A 15,931-nucleotide genomic window follows, 5' to 3' on the forward strand; every position below is an offset into this window, starting at 1 on the left:
ACTCGGTACGGTCGAGTTGACCGTCAACTTGTGCAGTCCGTGCACCCCGGCGCGCAAGCCCCAGCCACCGCGGGTCTCCCCGCGGCGAGCGGCAACGCGATACCGTGGCGTTCCTTTTCCCCACATGATCCTCGTGGCCGCCCTGGAGGTTCCGTGGTACAGGCGTACATCCTGATCCAGACGGAGGTCGGCAAGGCGTCGACCGTCGCCGAAACGATCAGCAAGATCCCGGGGGTGATCCAGGCCGAGGACGTGACAGGACCGTACGACGTGATCGTGCGAGCCCAGGCCGATACGGTCGATGAACTCGGCCGCATGGTGGTCGCGAAGGTCCAGCAAGTGGACGGCATCACCCGCACCCTGACCTGCCCGGTCGTGCACCTCTAGCCCCCGTCTACCCTTGGCCGGTGAACTTCTTCCGTCACCGGCACCCCGTTCTGCTCGGGCTGCCCGCCGTCGCACTGCTGATCACGATTGCGGGCTGCTCCTCAGCAGACGACAACGCCTCGGTCTCGGTTCCGAGCCCGAACGCGAAGGTCACCAAGCTGTGCCAGAACCTGGACAAGGTGCTGCCGCGGAAGGTCGACGGTCTGAGCCGCGAGGACCCCGAGCCCCGGTCCGCGCTGACCGCGGGCTGGGGAAGCCCGGCGATCATACTGCGCTGCGGTGTCGAACGACCCCCGAAGATGATTGACCCCAAGGTGGCCCTCGGCAACGACCCCAAGGCGGCCGGCGGCAACGTGAACGGCGTCGACTGGCTGATGGAGACGCAGGACGACGGGTCGACCCGCCTCACCACCGCGAACCGCAGCGCGTATGTCCAGGTCACGGTACCGAAGGGCACTGACAACTCCGGCGTGCTCGTCGACCTGGCCGCCTCCATCAAGAAGGCGATCCCCAAGGGGATCGCCAACTGACACGACCGTCGTACGAGGTGCTCAGCGCAGCCCCGTCGAGCGCCGCAGCGCCGCCTGCACCAGGCGGTCCACCAGCTCCGGGTAGCTGACGCCGGTCTCCTGCCACATCCGCGGGTACATGGAGATCGGCGTGAAGCCCGGCATCGTGTTGATCTCGTTGATCACGAACTCGCCGTCCTCGGTGAGGAAGAAGTCCGCGCGGACGAGGCCCTCGCACGAGGCCGCCTCGAAGGCTTCGACGGCCAGTCGCCGCACCTCGGCGGTCTGCTCCGGCGTGAGCGGCGCGGGCACGATCCCGTCGGCCGAGTCGATGTACTTGGCCTCGAAGTCGTAGAAGGCGTGGGACTGCACGGGCGGGATCTCCGCGGGGACGGAGGCGCGCGGGCCGTCCTCGAACTCCAGGACCCCGCACTCGATCTCGCGGCCGCGCAGCAGCGCCTCCACGATGATCTTCGGGTCGTGGCGCTGGGCCTCCGCGATCGCCTCGTCGAGGCCCGAGAGGTCGTCGACCTTGGTGATGCCGAACGAGGACCCCGCGCGCGCGGGCTTCACGAACAGCGGCCAGCCGTGCTCGCCCGCGAAGTCGATGATCTTCTTGCGGGCGGCGGACTCGTCCTGCTGCCACTCGCGCGGCCGGATCACCACGTACGGGCCCACCTTCAGGCCGAACGAGGTGAACACCCGCTTCATGTAGTCCTTGTCCTGGCCGACGGCCGAGGCGAGCACGCCCGAGCCGACGTAGGGGACTCCGGAGAGCTCCAGGAGGCCCTGGAGGGTGCCGTCCTCGCCGTACGGGCCGTGCAGCATGGGGAAGACGACGTCCACCTCGCCGAGGGCCTTGGGCACGGAACCCGGCTCGCTGTAGACGACTTCGCGGTTGGCGGGGTCGACGGGAAGCACCACGCCGCCCTCGCTCGACTCGGCGAGCTGCTCGACGCTCGGCTGCTGCCGGTCGATGATGGCCATCCGTTCCGGCGCGTCGGCGGTGAGCGCCCAACGGCCGTCCTGGGTGATACCGATCGGCAGGACGTCGTACTTGGTCCGGTCGATGGCGCTCAGCACGGCGCCGGCCGTGACCACGGAGATCCCGTGTTCGGAGCTGCGGCCGCCGAAGACGAGGGCCACACGCGGCTTGCGAGGCGGCTGCTCGGGGCTCTGGGGGAGGTTCTCGGTGCTCATATCGCGTTGAGAGTACCCGGTGGTACGGCGGGGAGTCAGCGCCCCACCGCGGCCGTTGCTCAGCGTCGCACGAGCGGTCGCACAGCGTTGATTGCGGGGCGGCGTACGAGCCTTCGCACCACGCCCGTGCTCAGCGGCGCTCGGGCTTCGCGCTGCGCGACATCAGTTCCTTGACGGCGACCACCGGAGGCTTGCCGTCGTGCACGATGGCGACGACCGTCTCCGTGATGGGCATGTCGACGCCGTGCCTGCGGGCCAGATCCAGCACGGACTCACAGGACTTGACGCCCTCGGCGGTCTGCTTGGTGACCGCGATGGTCTCCTGGAGGGTCATGCCCTTGCCGAGGTTGGTGCCGAAGGTGTGGTTGCGCGACAGCGGCGAGGAGCAGGTGGCCACCAGGTCGCCGAGGCCCGCGAGTCCGGAGAAGGTCATCGGGTCGGCGCCCATGGCGAGTCCGAGCCGGGTGGTCTCCGCGAGACCGCGCGTGATGAGCGAGCCCTTGGCGTTGTCGCCGAGGCCCATGCCGTCCGCGATGCCGACGGCGAGACCGATCACGTTCTTGACGGCGCCGCCGAGTTCGGCGCCCACCACGTCGGTGACGGTGTACGGGCGGAAGTACGGCGTGTGGCAGGCGGACTGGAGGCGCTGGGCGACCGCTTCGGAGCGGCAGGCGACCACGGCGGCGGCCGGCATCCGCGCGGCGATCTCACGCGCCAGGTTGGGCCCGGTGACCACGGCGACCCGGTCCGCGCCGACCTTGGCGACGTCCTCGATGACCTCGCTCATCCGCATGGTGGAGCCGAGTTCGACGCCCTTCATCAGGGAGACCAGGACGGTGTCGGGAGCGAGCAGCGGTACCCATTCCGCGAGGTTCCCGCGCAGCGTCTGCGACGGCACCGCGAGGACGGTGAAGTCGGCGTCCGCGGCGGCCTCGGCGGGGTCGGTCGTGGCCCGCAGGTTCTCGGGGAGTTCGACGCCCGGCAGGTAGTCCGGGTTCGTCCGGGTGGAGTTGACCGCCGCGGCGAGTTCGGCGCGACGCCCCCACAGCGTGACGTCGCACCCCGCGTCGGCGAGCACCATGCCGAACGCCGTGCCCCACGATCCGGTCCCGAAGACGGCCGCCTTGACCGGCTTGCTCACGTGCCCTGCCCCTCTTCCTGCTGTGCCTGTGCTTTTTCCTTGGCCGCGGCCCTGCGGCGCTGCGCGATGCGCACCTCACGCGGGTCGTACGGCTTCTCGGGCGCCCGCTCGCCGCGGATCCGCTCCAGCTGCGCGGTGATGGCGGCCATGATGACCTCGGTGGCCTCCTTCAGGAGGTCCGGGCTCATCTCCTTGTCGTAGAAGCGCGAGAGGTCCACCGGCGGGCCCGCGAGCACGTGGTGGGTCTTGCGCGGAAGGAGGTTGGGCTTCTTGGCGTACGGCGGCAGCAGTTCGTTGGCGCCCCACTGGGCGACCGGAATCACCGGGCACTTGGTCTGCAGCGCGACGCGGGCGGCACCGGTCTTGCCGGTCATCGGCCAGCCGTCGGGATCGCGGGTGAGGGTGCCTTCGGGGTAGAACGCGACGCACTCGCCGCGTTCCACGGCGTCGATCGCGGCCCGGAAGGCGCTCAGCGCGTCGGTGCTCTCGCGGTAGACGGGGATCTGTCCGGTGCCGCGCATCGCGGCCCCCACGAATCCCTTCCGGAAAAGGCCCGCCTTCGCCAGGAATCGCGGAACACGCCCGGTGTTGTACTGATAGTGCGCGTATGCGAACGGGTCCACATGCGAATTGTGGTTCACCGCGGTGATAAATCCGCCCTCGACCGGAATGTTCTCCATTCCGCGCCAGTCCCGCTTGATCAGAACCACCAGTGGTGGTTTGCAGAGGACCGCTGCGAAGCGGTACCAGAAGCCGATTCTGCGGCGGGGCACGCGGACACCTTCCTCTAGGGCCTGGGGGGCCGCACAAGTGTCGCCCCAGGCCGCCTGTCTGTCGAGAACACCGTACGCCCCGGCTTCCGGACCGCCAGGGCCGCCGGGTCACAATGGGGCGCGACAAGGGAGGGCGGAACGACGGTGCGGTGGACTTTGGTCATACCCCTCAAACCTCTGGCGCGCGCCAAGAGCAGGCTGGCGGACACGGCCGCCGACGGACTGCGCCCCGGGCTCGCCCTCGCCTTCGCGCAGGACACCGTGGCGGCCGCGCTGGCCTGCGCCGCGGTCCTGGATGTGGCGGTCGTCACGGCCGACGCCCTGGCCGGCCGGGAGCTGGCCGCACTGGGGGCACGGATCGTCGCGGACGAGCCGGGAGGGGGCCTGAACGCGGCGCTGGCGCACGGAGTGGGGGCCGTACGCTCCCGAACTCCCGAAATCGCCGTGGCCGCCCTGAACGCCGATCTGCCCGCGTTGCGCTCCGCGGAATTGGGCCGGGTGCTTGATGCCGCCGGTGAATTCCCGCGGGCTTTTCTTCCCGATGCCGCCGCAATCGGTACGACGCTGCTGGCCGCGGGGGCTGGGCGGGAATTGCTGCCGTCTTTCGGTACGGATTCCAGGGTGCGGCATCGGGCTTCGGGTGCCGTGGAACTCCGGCTCGACGCCGTGGATTCCGTACGGCAGGACGTGGACACCGGGGATGATCTGCGGGCGGCGTTGGCGTTGGGCGTGGGGCCTCGGACGGCGGCTGCGGCGGCTCGGTTGCTGATTCCCGGGCAGTAGGTGGGTGGGTTCTTCGGCTGCGGGTCCGTTGTGGCTGGTCGCGCAGTTCCTCGCGCCCCTGACGGGGGGCGCCATACAGCCCCGGGTCAGTAGGGTGGCCCCATGCAGGCGACCTCGTACACGTACGACCCCGAGACCCGTAGCGGACAAGTGCTGCTCGACGACGGTACGCCGGTGCCGTTCGACGGGGCGGCGTTCGATGCCGGCGGGCTGCGGCTGCTGCGGCCCGGGCAGCGGGTGCGTATCGAGACCGAGGGTGAGGGCGAGGCGCTCCGGATCACCTTGATCACCCTGCAGACCCTCTAAGGGCTACGAAAGGCCCTCCGGAGGCCACGAACACGCCGCGGGCCGGGCTCCCAGTGGGAGCCCGGCCCGGCGCGTGAGTTGCCCCTGCGCCCCTGCTACTTGCGGGCGGTGGCCTTCTTGGCGGTGGTCTTGCGAGCCGTCGACTTCTTGGCGGGGGCCTTCTTGGCCGTCGCCTTCTTCGCCGGGGCCTTCTTGGCGGTCGCCTTCTTGGCGGTGGTCTTCTTCGCCGCGGCCTTCTTGGCGGTCGCCGTGGTCTTCTTGGCGGTCGTCTTCTTGGCGGTCGCCGTCGTCTTCTTCACTGCGGCGGTGGTCTTCTTCGCGACCGTCTTCTTCGCGACCGTCTTCTTGGCCACGGCCTTCTTGGCGGTGGTGGCCTTCTTGGCCGCGGCCTTCTTGACCGTCGCCGCGGCGCCACCGGTCAGGCTGCCCTTGGGCGCCTTCTTGACGGCGACCTCGCCACCCCGCGGAAGCTTCTTCGAGCCGCTCACCAGGTCCTTGAAGCCCTGGCCCGCACGGAAGCGCGGCACAGAGGTCTTCTTGACCCGAACGCGCTCACCGGTCTGCGGGTTGCGGGCGTAGCGAGCCGGACGGTCGACCTTCTCGAAGGAACCGAAGCCGGTGACCGAGACCCGATCCCCGCTGACAACTGCACGGACGATGGCGTCCAGTACGGCGTCGACCGCGTCGGCGGCCTGCTGACGCCCGCCGACCTTGTCGGCAATCGCTTCTACGAGCTGCGCCTTGTTCACGTCTTCCCCTTCGGAGACATTGCCCGAACGAATGCGTTCAAGCTTTTTCGCACGTTAGGCAGATATATACCGCAAATCAAACACGAAACGGGCTAATCACCCTTGTGCCGCAACGAACTCGGACTGTCGTGGAGTTCCTCAGCGTTCCTCTTCGAGGAATCGACCCTCGTCGAGGTCAGTGGTGAAGCGCTCCAGACGCCTTGTCGCATCGGCGAGATCGTGCTTGGCCACGGCCGTAATGACCAGCAGCTTCCGGGTCAGCGCCATCCGTACGCCCTCCGGGACTTGCAGTGCGCGCACTCTTGTGTGCGCTTCCTTGAGTTGGGCCGCGACTGCCACGTAGAGCTCGAGTTGGCCGTCGTGTTCCATGCACAGATTGTGCCATCTGGGGCGAGTTGTCGCCTGCGCAGGGTCTAACTACCGTCCCTGGAGAGGGTTCTGAGCACCTCGGCAGGACGCGGGACCACGAGGCGCCTACCCAGACAATCGCCTTTGTAAATAGGGGAGTTGGGGCCTTCCAAAGGGGTGCTTCAGAGCCGTCCGAGGGCAGACACAGCTGTACCCCCAACCGTCCACGATTGGGGGTACAGAGGGGTGTTGCCGTGGCCGAAATCAGCCTTGCGTCAGACGTGCAGCGTCTTCGGCTTGTACGACGGCCGCTTGGCCTCGTAGGCGGCGATGTCGCCCTCGTTCTGGAGGGTGATGGAGATGTCGTCCAGGCCGTTCAGCAGCCGCCAGCGGGCGTTCTCGTCGAGCTCGAAGGCCGCGGTGATGCCCTCGGCGCGCACCTCGCGGGCCTCCAGGTCGACCGTGATCTCGGCCTCGGGGTCCTGCTCCGTGAGCTCCTGGAGGGCGTCCACGATCTTCTGCTCCAGAACCACCGTGAGCAGGCCGTTCTTGAGCGAGTTGCCCCGGAAGATGTCCGCGAAGCGGGAGGAGATGACGGCCTTGAAGCCGTAGTTCTGCAGCGCCCAGACGGCGTGCTCGCGCGAGGAGCCCGTACCGAAGTCGGGACCGGCGACCAGAACCGTGGCGCCCTTGCGCTCGGGCCGGTTGAGGATGAAGTTCTCGTCCTTGCGCCAGGCCTCGAACAGCCCGTCCTCGAAGCCGTCCCTGGTCACCTTCTTGAGCCAGTGGGCGGGGATGATCTGGTCGGTGTCGACGTTGCTGCGGCGCAGCGGGACGGCCCGGCCGGTGTGCGTGGTGAATGCTTCCATGGCTGATCAGACTCCAGCGGGCGTACGGACGTCGGCGTCGGACAGGTCGGCCGGCGAAGCCAGATGGCCCAGCACGGCGGTGGCGGCGGCGACCTGCGGCGAGACCAGGTGCGTACGGCCGCCCTTGCCCTGCCTGCCCTCGAAGTTGCGGTTGGAGGTGGACGCGGAGCGCTCACCGGGGGCCAGCTGGTCGGGGTTCATGCCCAGACACATCGAGCAGCCCGCGTGCCGCCATTCGGCGCCGGCCTCCTTGAAGACCACGTCCAGGCCCTCGGAGACGGCCTGCAGACCGACCCGCGCGGAGCCGGGGACCACCAGCATCCGTACGCCGTCGGCGACTTTGCGGCCCCCGACGATCGCGGCGGCGGCGCGCAGGTCCTCGATACGGCCGTTGGTGCAGGAACCTACGAAGACGGTGTCGACCTTGATGTCGCGCAGCGGCTGTCCGGCGCTCAACCCCATGTATTCCAGGGCCTTTTCGGCGGCCAGGCGCTCCGAAGCGTCTTCGTACGAAGCCGGATCGGGGACGGCCGCCGAAAGCGGCGCACCCTGGCCGGGGTTGGTGCCCCAGGTGACGAACGGCGACAGGGAGGCGGCGTCGATGACGACCTCCTCGTCGAATTCCGCGTCGTCGTCCGACTTCAGGGTCTTCCAGTACGCGACGGCGGCGTCCCAGTCCTCGCCCTCGGGGGCGTGGGCGCGGCCCTTCAGGTACGCGAAGGTGGTCTCGTCGGGGGCGATCATGCCGGCGCGGGCGCCGGCCTCGATCGACATGTTGCAGATGGTCATCCGGGCCTCCATCGAGAGGTTCTCGATGGCGGAGCCGCGGTATTCCAGGATGTAGCCCTGACCGCCACCCGTACCGATCTTGGCGATGATCGCCAGGATCAGGTCCTTGGCGGTGACGCCGTCGGGCAGATCACCGTCGACCGTGATGGCCATGGTCTTCGGGCGGGCCAGCGGCAGCGTCTGGGTGGCCAGCACATGCTCGACCTGCGAGGTGCCGATGCCGAACGCCAGCGCGCCGAAGGCACCGTGCGTGGAGGTGTGGGAGTCACCGCAGACCACGGTGGTGCCCGGCTGGGTCAGGCCCAGCTGCGGTCCCACCACGTGGACGACGCCCTGCTCGACGTCGCCCAGCGAGTGCAGGCGCACACCGAACTCGGCGGCGTTCTTGCGCAGCGTCTCCAGCTGGACCCGGGAGACCGGGTCCGCGATGGGCTTGTCGATGTCGAGGGTCGGGGTGTTGTGATCCTCGGTGGCGATGGTGAGGTCGAGGCGGCGCACCGGGCGCCCCGCCTGACGCAGACCGTCGAAGGCCTGCGGGCTGGTCACCTCGTGCAGCAGGTGCAGATCGATGAAGAGGAGGTCGGGCTCGCCCTCGGCGCGCCGGACGACATGGTCGTCCCAGACCTTCTCCGCGAGTGTCCTACCCATCGCTTTCCCTCCGGCCGGCCTGTGTGGCGCCGGCCCAACTAGAGATTTCCGGTGCGGCAAACGTTCGTTACCCCTAGTACCGGACGTCGTCCGCCGGGCCCGTTGGTCCGCGGGCCCCTATGCATCCAAGGGTTGCGCGTTTCACGGAAAATTGAACTTGCGTTTCACAGAGTGAGACGCGAGTATCGTTGCATGGACAACAGTAGCGGCGTCGGCGTTCTGGACAAGGCAGCCCTTGTCCTGAGCGCTCTGGAGTCCGGTCCGGCCACCCTCGCGGGACTGGTCGCGGCGACTGGACTGGCACGACCCACGGCACATCGCCTCGCCGTGGCACTTGAACACCACCGCATGGTGGCGCGTGACATGCAGGGCCGGTTCATTCTCGGCCCCCGTCTCGCCGAGCTGGCCGCGGCCGCCGGCGAGGACCGCCTCCTCGCGACGGCGGGCCCGGTGCTCACACACCTGCGTGACATCACGGGCGAGAGCGCGCAGCTCTACCGCCGCCAGGGCGACATGCGCATCTGCGTCGCCGCGGCCGAGCGCCTGTCGGGCCTGCGGGACACGGTCCCGGTCGGCTCCACGCTCACCATGAAGGCCGGCTCCTCGGCCCAGATCCTGATGGCCTGGGAGGAGCCCGAGCGGCTGCACCGGGGCCTCCAGGGGGCCCGCTTCACGGCGACCGCGCTCTCGGGCGTACGGCGCCGGGGCTGGGCCCAGTCGATCGGCGAGCGCGAGCCGGGCGTCGCGTCCGTCTCCGCGCCCGTACGCGGCCCCTCGAACCGCGTGGTGGCCGCCGTCTCCGTCTCCGGGCCGATCGAGCGCCTGACGCGCCACCCTGGCCGGATGCACGCCCAGGCGGTCATCGACGCCGCCGCCCGCCTCTCCGAGGCCCTGCGCCGCACCGGCTGACCGTTCAGGGACATCCACGAAGGGGCCTGCCTCAACGCCGCGGCAGGCCCCTTCGTTCCCCCGATCCCCCGGTCACTTCGCCTCTTCGGCCACCTTCGCCGACCGGTACGCGAACCGGTCCTTGGCCCGTCGGCCCCGCTTCTCCAGCGGCACCTGACCGTGCGCCGCGGCGAGCCCGAAGGCCGGCATGTCGGCGTAGATCGACTCGTACGCCCCCTCCGGCACGATGTAGCTCTCGTGCCACAGCCCGACGTGTCCGCGCGCTTTTCCGGCCCGCTCCTTGCGGTTGATGATCGCCCACGCCTTGTGGTGGAGCATGTCGGGCGAACTCGCGTACGCGTAGAGCTTCTCCTTGGACTCCCAGTACTGGACGACGTAGTACGTCCGCGGGGACGCCGTCATCAGCACATGGGCGAGCAGTCCGCGGCTCTTGTCCTTCTGCAGTTCGCGCAGCATGCGCGGCATCGCGACGAACACCGGCAACCAGTGGTGCACAGCCCAGAAGTGGTTGACCCGCATACCGATCAGCAGCACGACCACATCACCTTCGGCTGCGGCGGTGGTGCGGCCCCGTATCGGTTTCGCGAACATGACGATCCCCCGGATCTCCGATCGGATAGCGGCACTATCCTTCTGGACAATGCTTGGATAGTGGCACTTCCCAAGTGGGGGCGCAAGACCCCCGAAGAGAGGCGCGAGAGATGCGGCTGGCCGAGTTGAGCGAGCGCAGCGGTGTGTCCATCGCGACGATCAAGTACTACCTGCGCGAAGGGCTGTTGGCGCCGGGCCACCAGGTGAACGCGACCACGGCCGAGTACGACGAGGAGCATCTGCGCCGGCTGCGGCTGGTGCGCGCGATGATCCAGGTCGGCCGGGTGCCGGTGGCGACGGTCCGCGAAGTGCTCGGGCATGTGGACGACGACTCCCTGGGCCGCACGATCCGCCTGGGCGCGGCGATGTGGGCGCTGCCGCAGGTGCCGGAGCCGGACGAGGACGACGCGTACGTCCAGGCCGCACACCAGGAGGTCAACACGCTCCTGGACCGGCTCGGCTGGGAGAACGCCAAGCGGCTCTCGACCGTCTCCCCCGCGTACCGCTCACTGGTGGTCTCGGTGGCCGCGTTCCGCCGGATCGGCTACGGCTGGGGTGCCGAACTGATGGCGCCGTACGCCGAGTTGATGCACCGGACGGCCGTCCTCGACCTGGACAACATGGAGACGCACCCGTCGGAGGAGGAGCGGATCGAGTTCGCGATCCTGGGGGCGATCATCAACGAGCCGATCCTGCAGTCGCTGCACCGGCTGGCCCAGGAGGAGGAGACGGCGCGGCGGTACGGCTTCGAGTAGCCGGCGCCGGGCATGACGAAGGCCCCCCACCGAGGTGGAGGGCCTTCACCGTACGTACCCCCGACCGGATTCGAACCGGCGCTACCGCCTTGAGAGGGCGGCGTGCTAGGCCGCTACACAACGGGGGCAAGGATCATCACTGATCCAGCTGGGCTACCAGGACTCGAACCTAGAACAACGGAACCAGAAACCGTCGTGTTGCCAATTACACCATAGCCCAATGATGGTCTAGACCACCGAGTACCCCCGACCGGATTCGAACCGGCGCTACCGCCTTGAGAGGGCGGCGTGCTAGGCCGCTACACAACGGGGGCCCTAGCGATCCTGCATGAGAGTCAGCGGGTGCGACCCGGACTGTCCCCCTGGGAAGGATCTGTACCCCCGACCGGATTCGAACCGGCGCTACCGCCTTGAGAGGGCGGCGTGCTAGGCCGCTACACAACGGGGGCCTTGCAGAGTTGGTTCTCTGCGATGCAGATAAGCTCTGCGAGCTGGCCTACCAGGACTCGAACCTAGACTAACGGAACCAGAAACCGTCGTGCTGCCAATTACACCATAGGCCACTGAAACACAATCCCTTGCGGGGATCTTGTTTTAGCTTGCGCCTCCGGGTTTCCGGACCTTTCGGCCCGCTCTCCGGCGGCGCAGGAAGAACATTACCCGAAGGTGGACGGCGCTCCAAAACGGGTATCCGCGCCGAGGATCGCGGGGAGTTCGGCCAGCGAGGCGATCCGCCGTGGGGCGGCCGGTCCGCCGTCGGTGCCGGTACGGGCGCCGCCACGGTCGATCCAGACGGAGAGCAGACCGGCTTCGGCGGCGCCGCGCCCGTCGATCTCCGGATGGTCGCCGACGTACGCCACTTCGTGCGGGGACAATTCCAGGGCGTCGCAGGCCGCGAGGAAGGCCGCGGCCTCGGGCTTGGAGACGCCCAGTTCGGCCGCGCACAGGATGACCTCGAAGCGGTCGTGCACGCCGAGGACACGCAGCTTGCGGTCCTGGACGGTGAGGCTGGAGTTGGAGAGGACGGCGTGCCGGTGGGTGGCCGCGAGGGCGTCGAGGACGGGCAGGACGTCCGGGAAGAGAGCCCAGGCGGTCTCGTAGTGGGCCTTGTAGCGCCGGAACCACTCCTCGGCTTCGGCGTCGGTCAGCTCCCGGCCCAGGAACAGCCGGACACGGTCCAGCCGCTGCCCCTCGAACGAGACCTCCCCGGCCGAGAACCGCGCCCAGTGGAACTCGGTGGCCACCCGCCAGCGCTCCAGGGCCTCCGCCACGCTCGCATACCCGTCGAGCAGTCCCTCGGCCGCCAAGTGCTCACACATGGCCGCACGGTCCGCACCGGTGTAGTCGAACAAGGTGTCGTCGACGTCCCAGACCACGGCCCGAATGCTCATGATCCGACGGTAACGCGGGACCCGGGGGCGCGTCTGCCCGTTGGCGGTTGTCACTCGGGGGCGTCGGACGGGTCCAGGGCAACGAAGAAGTCCGTGACGAAGCAGGTGACCTCGCCGGTCGCCGTGCGGCCGATCCAGGTGGGATAGACCCCGTCACCCCAGCCCGACGAGAAGGCGACGAGGTTGTGCCCGGTGTCCGGGGCGGTGACGAGATGAGGGCCGGGCGCCCACGTGCTGTTCTCGAAGGCGTCCCACAGCGGCCCTTCGTCGCCCTCGCAGTCGGGGAAGGAGGCGTCGGCCGCCGCGTCGTAGAAGGCGCCGGTGCCGGCGTCGACTCCGTAGCCGTAGAACTCGTCGTCGCCGAGCTCGGCGAGGTCCTGGCCGGGCCGGACGGCGAGCTCCCAGGTGGCGGTGGGCCCGTCGCGTACGACGAGACGGGCGGCGGCCACGCGCCGGTGGGGATCGCCGTCCGCTCCGGCCAGGACCTCACCGGGCCGGGTGAGGGTCGCCACCGCCGCCTCGACTCGGTAGCGGCCGGGCTCGACGGCGACCGTGAAGGGCTCGATGTCCCCCTGGCCCAGGTAGACGAACGGGTCGCAGGCCACGACGCGGCCGGTGGGCAGCCACAGCTCGCCGCCGTCCGCGATGTGGATCACGCCGGTCTCCCCCGACTCGTACGTGAACGTGCTTCCGGGCGTGAACAGCCAGGTGTGGTCACGAGCGGTCATCGGCATGAGAGGGCGCCTTTCCGGAATGATCTTCAGTCGTCCAGAACCCTAGCCCGCGGCACTGACACCGCCGGGACAATGCCAGAGGGGCGGCAGCCGTCGCGGCTGCCGCCCCTCACGCGTGTGTGCGTTATGCGCTCAGCTTCGCCAGCGCCGCGTCGATACGGGCCAGCGTCTTCTCCTTGCCCAGGATCTCCAGGGACTCGAAGAGCGGCAGGCCGACCGTGCGGCCGGTGACGGCGACGCGGACCGGGGCCTGGGCCTTGCCGAGCTTGAGGCCGTGCTCCTCGCCGGCGGCCAGGACGGCCTCCTTGAGGGACTCGGGCGAGGACCAGTCGGCCGTGTCCAGCTTCTCGCGGGCCGTGCGGAGCAGGGCGTCCGAGCCCTCCTTCATGGCCTTCGTCCAGGACGCCTCGTCGACGGCCGGCTCCGGCAGGAACAGGAAGTCGACGTTGTCCGTGATCTCGGAGAGGACCTTCATACGGGACTGCGCGTGCGGGGCGATCGCCTGCCACTTGGTCTCGTCGAAGTCCTCCGGCGCCCAGGGGGCGAACGGGGCCCGCAGCCAGGGGGCGCAGCGCTCGGTGAAGTCCTTCACGTCGAGCAGGCGGATGTGGTCGCCGTTGATCGACTCGGCCTTCTTGAGGTCGAAACGGGCCGGGTTGGGGTTCACGTCCGCGACGTCGAAGGCGGCGACCATCTCGTCGACGGCGAAGATGTCACGGTCCGCCGACAGCGACCAGCCGAGGAGGGACAGGTAGTTGAGCAGGCCCTCGGGAAGGAACCCGCGCTCCCTGTAGAGGTTGAGCGAGGACTCCGGGTCGCGCTTGGAGAGCTTCTTGTTGCCCTCGCCCATGACGTACGGGAGGTGGCCGAAGGCCGGGGTCTCCTTGGCGATGCCCAGCTCGGTCAGCGCCTTGTAGAGGGCGATCTGGCGCGGGGTGGAGGAGAGCAGGTCCTCGCCGCGCAGGACGTGGGTGATCTCCATCAGGGCGTCGTCGACCGGGTTCACCAGGGTGTAGAGCGGTGCGCCGTTCGCACGGACGATGCCGTAGTCCGGCACGTTCTCCGGGAGGTACGTGATCTCGCCGCGGACCAGGTCCGTGAAGGTGATCGCCTCGTCGGGCATCCGGAAGCGGACGATGGGGGTGCGGCCCTCGGCCTCGTACGCGGTCTTCTGCTCGGCGCTCAGCTCGCGGCAGTGGCCGTCGTAGCCGGACGGCTTGCCGGCGGCGCGGGCGGCGTCGCGGCGGGCGTCCAGCTCCTCCGTCGAGCAGTAGCAGTGGTACGCGTGACCGGCGTCCTGGAGCTTCCGCGCGACGTCCTTGTAGAGGTCCATGCGCTGCGACTGGCGGTACGGCGCGTGCGGGCCGCCGATCTCGGGGCCCTCGTCCCAGTCGAAGCCCAGCCAGCGCAGCGAGTCCAGGAGCTGCTCGTACGACTCCTCGGAGTCGCGGGCCGCGTCGGTGTCCTCGATGCGGAAGACGAACGTGCCGCCGGTGTGGCGGGCGTACGCCCAGTTGAACAGGGCCGTGCGGACCAGGCCCACATGGGGGTTGCCGGTCGGGGACGGACAGAAACGTACGCGGACGTTCGCGTTAGCCACGCTTGATCACCTTGTTGGTGAGAGTGCCGATGCCTTCGATGGTGACGGCGACCTCGTCGCCGACGTTCAGGGGGCCGACCCCAGCCGGGGTGCCGGTGAGGATCACGTCGCCGGGGAGCAGCGTCATGGCCTCGGTGATGTTGACGATCAGATCCTCGATGGAGTGGATCATCTCGCTGGTGCGGCCGAGCTGGCGCTGCTGGCCGTTGACCGTGCACTGGATGGTGAGGTCGCTCGGGTCGAGGTCCGTCTCCACCCAGGGGCCGAGCGGGCAGGAGCTGTCGAAGCCCTTGGCCCGGGCCCACTGCTTCTCACGCTTCTGGACGTCGCGCGCGGTGACGTCGTTGGCGCAGGTGTAGCCGAGGATGACGTCCTTGACGCGCTCGCGCGGGACCTCACGGCACATACGGCCGATCACCACGGCGAGCTCGGCCTCGTGGTGCAGCTCGTTCGAGAAGGACGGGTACTGGATCTCGTCGCCGGGGCCGATCACGGAGGTCGACGGCTTGAAGAAGGCGAACGGGGCGTCGGGCACCTCGTTGCCGAGCTCCTTGGCGTGCTCCGCGTAGTTGCGGCCGAAGGCCACGACCTTGTTGGGGAGCACCGGCGGCAGCAGCCGGACCTTGTTCAGCGGGACTTTCGTGCCGGAGAGCTCGAAGTCCGCGAACGGGATGCCCTTGATGATGTCGAGGACGAGCTCGTCCGGCTTGTCGCCCTCGACCGCGCCGAAAGCGACGTTGCCGTCGATGGAGAACCTGGCGATGCGCACGGGATCCTTGCGCCCCTCACTGAGCTGGCTGGAGTCTGACGCTCCAGGCTAACGCGGCAAGGGGGGCGCGCCTCGCGTTATATCGACCGGCACGGTGAGTGCGCGGCGGCCGGTCCGCGTACTACTCGGCGACGAAGGCGGCGACCGGGGCTTCCATCAGGATGGTCCGGCGGGGGTTGGCGGTCTGGGCGGGGAGGTCGAGCGAGTGCTCCGGCTGCTCCGGCGTCTGCAGGGCTTCGGCGTCCTCGAGGTGCGCCAGCGTGGTGCGTCGCGGGTTGGCTATGTTGCGGAACATCATCGTCGTCTTCACTGTTGTTCTCGACCTTGTCGTCGTCGGCGCCGGGCGGGCTCAAAGGCCCCCGCGTCGGCGCGGGTTGTCGGATTCGCCATCCCTGTAAAGCGTCAGGCTAAACATGCGATTCCCTGGCGAAGACGTGAAGAGGCCATGATCGCCATGTGAGTTTCCTCACTTACTAGCAGGCAAACCGGTCAATTCAGGCCCCCAACTCCGCCCGGCGAAACGGACATTGCTCCACTGAAGCAAACATTCCGCTCCTGATCATGTCGACTGGGACACCCTGCACACCCCAACACCTCGTAGGCATACGCCCGTTATGTACGAGTTCACTTTCTACGTCTCGTAACGCACCACTCACAAGCTGTCACGGAGGTCACAGCCT

The 15,931-nt window shown here is 68.8% G+C and carries 19 protein-coding genes and 5 tRNA genes; 6 read left to right on the forward strand and 18 right to left on the reverse strand.

Features of this window, described 5'->3' with window-relative positions; translation table 11 throughout:
• Nucleotides 1–153 precede the first annotated feature (153 nt).
• Both OIC96_RS13855 and OIC96_RS13860 read left to right on the forward strand, forming a co-directional pair.
• The gene (locus tag OIC96_RS13855) at nucleotides 154–387 is read left to right on the forward strand and encodes an Lrp/AsnC family transcriptional regulator (protein WP_028802415.1); all 234 of its coding nucleotides are present in this window, start codon (nucleotides 154–156) and stop codon (nucleotides 385–387) included.
• A 20-nt stretch (nucleotides 388–407) separates the two neighbouring features.
• Nucleotides 408–917: a DUF3515 domain-containing protein gene (locus OIC96_RS13860; RefSeq protein WP_330307539.1), complete on the forward strand. Its 510-nt coding sequence runs from the start codon at nucleotides 408–410 to the stop codon at nucleotides 915–917.
• A 21-nt stretch (nucleotides 918–938) separates the two neighbouring features.
• On the opposite strand, the gene OIC96_RS13865 is transcribed toward OIC96_RS13860, so the two are convergent.
• From OIC96_RS13865 to OIC96_RS13875, 3 genes are all read right to left on the reverse strand, one after another.
• Nucleotides 939–2,096, reverse strand: coding sequence for a D-alanine--D-alanine ligase family protein (locus OIC96_RS13865; protein ID WP_330307538.1), 1,158 nt, complete (start codon nucleotides 2,094–2,096; stop codon nucleotides 939–941).
• 130 nt (nucleotides 2,097–2,226) lie between these two features.
• Nucleotides 2,227–3,237: an NAD(P)H-dependent glycerol-3-phosphate dehydrogenase gene (locus OIC96_RS13870; protein ID WP_330307537.1), complete on the reverse strand. Its 1,011-nt coding sequence runs from the start codon at nucleotides 3,235–3,237 to the stop codon at nucleotides 2,227–2,229.
• Nucleotides 3,234–4,010, reverse strand: coding sequence for a lysophospholipid acyltransferase family protein (locus tag OIC96_RS13875; protein WP_330307536.1), 777 nt, complete (start codon nucleotides 4,008–4,010; stop codon nucleotides 3,234–3,236). Before OIC96_RS13875 ends, OIC96_RS13870 begins: the two co-directional genes overlap by 4 nt.
• Nucleotides 4,011–4,154: 144 nt before the next feature.
• Between OIC96_RS13875 and cofC the strand changes: the two genes are divergently transcribed.
• Complete coding sequence (gene cofC, locus OIC96_RS13880; protein WP_330307535.1) at nucleotides 4,155–4,793, forward strand: 2-phospho-L-lactate guanylyltransferase; 639 nt, start codon at nucleotides 4,155–4,157, stop codon at nucleotides 4,791–4,793.
• A 102-nt stretch (nucleotides 4,794–4,895) separates the two neighbouring features.
• A complete protein-coding gene (locus tag OIC96_RS13885; RefSeq protein WP_330307534.1) occupies nucleotides 4,896–5,099 on the forward strand; it encodes a hypothetical protein in 204 nt (67 codons plus the stop codon).
• A 95-nt stretch (nucleotides 5,100–5,194) separates the two neighbouring features.
• On the opposite strand, the gene OIC96_RS13890 is transcribed toward OIC96_RS13885, so the two are convergent.
• From OIC96_RS13890 to leuC, 4 genes are all read right to left on the reverse strand, one after another.
• Entirely contained in the window at nucleotides 5,195–5,848 is a 654-nt protein-coding gene (locus tag OIC96_RS13890; RefSeq protein WP_330307533.1) for an HU family DNA-binding protein, read from the reverse strand.
• 138 nt (nucleotides 5,849–5,986) lie between these two features.
• On the reverse strand, nucleotides 5,987–6,217 hold the full coding sequence (locus OIC96_RS13895) for a hypothetical protein (RefSeq protein ID WP_327431991.1): 231 nt from the start codon (nucleotides 6,215–6,217) through the stop codon (nucleotides 5,987–5,989).
• A gap of 254 nt (nucleotides 6,218–6,471) precedes the next feature.
• Nucleotides 6,472–7,065, reverse strand: a complete 594-nt coding sequence (gene leuD / locus OIC96_RS13900) for a 3-isopropylmalate dehydratase small subunit (RefSeq protein ID WP_327431990.1) — start codon at nucleotides 7,063–7,065, stop codon at nucleotides 6,472–6,474.
• Nucleotides 7,066–7,071: 6 nt separating this feature from the next.
• Nucleotides 7,072–8,502 (reverse strand): 3-isopropylmalate dehydratase large subunit, encoded by a 1,431-nt coding sequence (gene leuC, locus OIC96_RS13905; RefSeq protein ID WP_330307532.1) that lies wholly within the window; start codon nucleotides 8,500–8,502, stop codon nucleotides 7,072–7,074.
• A 192-nt stretch (nucleotides 8,503–8,694) separates the two neighbouring features.
• On the opposite strand from leuC, the gene ndgR reads away from it, so the two are divergent.
• Nucleotides 8,695–9,411 (forward strand): IclR family transcriptional regulator NdgR, encoded by a 717-nt coding sequence (gene ndgR, locus OIC96_RS13910; RefSeq protein WP_007384919.1) that lies wholly within the window; start codon nucleotides 8,695–8,697, stop codon nucleotides 9,409–9,411.
• A 72-nt stretch (nucleotides 9,412–9,483) separates the two neighbouring features.
• Here the strand turns inward: ndgR and OIC96_RS13915 are convergent, their stop codons facing one another.
• Complete coding sequence (locus OIC96_RS13915) at nucleotides 9,484–10,002, reverse strand: DUF4188 domain-containing protein (RefSeq protein WP_330307531.1); 519 nt, start codon at nucleotides 10,000–10,002, stop codon at nucleotides 9,484–9,486.
• Nucleotides 10,003–10,112: 110 nt separating this feature from the next.
• Between OIC96_RS13915 and OIC96_RS13920 the strand changes: the two genes are divergently transcribed.
• On the forward strand, nucleotides 10,113–10,757 hold the full coding sequence (locus tag OIC96_RS13920) for a MerR family transcriptional regulator (RefSeq protein WP_330307530.1): 645 nt from the start codon (nucleotides 10,113–10,115) through the stop codon (nucleotides 10,755–10,757).
• 55 nt (nucleotides 10,758–10,812) lie between these two features.
• Here OIC96_RS13920 and OIC96_RS13925 read toward each other — a convergent pair.
• From OIC96_RS13925 to OIC96_RS13970, 10 genes are all read right to left on the reverse strand, one after another.
• Nucleotides 10,813–10,885: transfer RNA gene (locus OIC96_RS13925), tRNA-Glu, on the reverse strand.
• 20 nt (nucleotides 10,886–10,905) lie between these two features.
• Nucleotides 10,906–10,977: transfer RNA gene (locus tag OIC96_RS13930), tRNA-Gln, on the reverse strand.
• Nucleotides 10,978–10,998: 21 nt separating this feature from the next.
• Nucleotides 10,999–11,071, reverse strand: a tRNA-Glu gene (locus OIC96_RS13935).
• Between the two features lie 62 nt (nucleotides 11,072–11,133).
• Nucleotides 11,134–11,206: transfer RNA gene (locus OIC96_RS13940), tRNA-Glu, on the reverse strand.
• Nucleotides 11,207–11,248: 42 nt separating this feature from the next.
• Nucleotides 11,249–11,320 (reverse strand) — tRNA-Gln (locus tag OIC96_RS13945).
• A 93-nt stretch (nucleotides 11,321–11,413) separates the two neighbouring features.
• Nucleotides 11,414–12,148 carry an HAD family hydrolase gene (locus tag OIC96_RS13950; protein WP_330307529.1) on the reverse strand — a complete coding sequence of 245 codons (735 nt, stop codon included), beginning with the start codon at nucleotides 12,146–12,148 and terminating at the stop codon, nucleotides 11,414–11,416.
• 50 nt (nucleotides 12,149–12,198) lie between these two features.
• Complete coding sequence (locus OIC96_RS13955; protein ID WP_330307528.1) at nucleotides 12,199–12,882, reverse strand: DUF4241 domain-containing protein; 684 nt, start codon at nucleotides 12,880–12,882, stop codon at nucleotides 12,199–12,201.
• 124 nt (nucleotides 12,883–13,006) lie between these two features.
• Nucleotides 13,007–14,482: a glutamate--tRNA ligase gene (gltX, locus tag OIC96_RS13960; RefSeq protein WP_330307527.1), complete on the reverse strand. Its 1,476-nt coding sequence runs from the start codon at nucleotides 14,480–14,482 to the stop codon at nucleotides 13,007–13,009.
• Nucleotides 14,475–15,251, reverse strand: coding sequence for a fumarylacetoacetate hydrolase family protein (locus OIC96_RS13965; RefSeq protein WP_327431983.1), 777 nt, complete (start codon nucleotides 15,249–15,251; stop codon nucleotides 14,475–14,477). Before OIC96_RS13965 ends, gltX begins: the two co-directional genes overlap by 8 nt.
• Before the next feature lie 121 nt (nucleotides 15,252–15,372).
• On the reverse strand, nucleotides 15,373–15,561 hold the full coding sequence (locus OIC96_RS13970) for a hypothetical protein (protein ID WP_327431982.1): 189 nt from the start codon (nucleotides 15,559–15,561) through the stop codon (nucleotides 15,373–15,375).
• Nucleotides 15,562–15,931 lie beyond the last annotated feature (370 nt).

Source organism: Streptomyces sp. NBC_00775, assembly GCF_036347135.1.
GTDB classification, from domain to species: Bacteria; Actinomycetota; Actinomycetes; order Streptomycetales; family Streptomycetaceae; genus Streptomyces; species Streptomyces lutosisoli.

What these genes read in the sequence shown, in the direction of transcription:
- OIC96_RS13950 (WP_330307529.1), bottom strand. Translation starts at nt 12,148, where the DNA reads ATGAGCATTCGGGCCGTGGTCTGGGACGTCGACGACACCTTGTTCGAC.
- OIC96_RS13955 (WP_330307528.1), bottom strand. Translation starts at nt 12,882, where the DNA reads ATGCCGATGACCGCTCGTGACCACACCTGGCTGTTCACGCCCGGAAGC.
- OIC96_RS13865 (WP_330307538.1), bottom strand. Translation starts at nt 2,096, where the DNA reads ATGAGCACCGAGAACCTCCCCCAGAGCCCCGAGCAGCCGCCTCGCAAG.
- leuD (WP_327431990.1), bottom strand. Translation starts at nt 7,065, where the DNA reads ATGGAAGCATTCACCACGCACACCGGCCGGGCCGTCCCGCTGCGCCGC.
- OIC96_RS13920 (WP_330307530.1), top strand. Translation starts at nt 10,113, where the DNA reads ATGCGGCTGGCCGAGTTGAGCGAGCGCAGCGGTGTGTCCATCGCGACG.
- OIC96_RS13885 (WP_330307534.1), top strand. Translation starts at nt 4,896, where the DNA reads ATGCAGGCGACCTCGTACACGTACGACCCCGAGACCCGTAGCGGACAA.
- OIC96_RS13895 (WP_327431991.1), bottom strand. Translation starts at nt 6,217, where the DNA reads ATGGAACACGACGGCCAACTCGAGCTCTACGTGGCAGTCGCGGCCCAA.
- leuC (WP_330307532.1), bottom strand. Translation starts at nt 8,502, where the DNA reads ATGGGTAGGACACTCGCGGAGAAGGTCTGGGACGACCATGTCGTCCGG.
- ndgR (WP_007384919.1), top strand. Translation starts at nt 8,695, where the DNA reads ATGGACAACAGTAGCGGCGTCGGCGTTCTGGACAAGGCAGCCCTTGTC.
- OIC96_RS13915 (WP_330307531.1), bottom strand. Translation starts at nt 10,002, where the DNA reads ATGTTCGCGAAACCGATACGGGGCCGCACCACCGCCGCAGCCGAAGGT.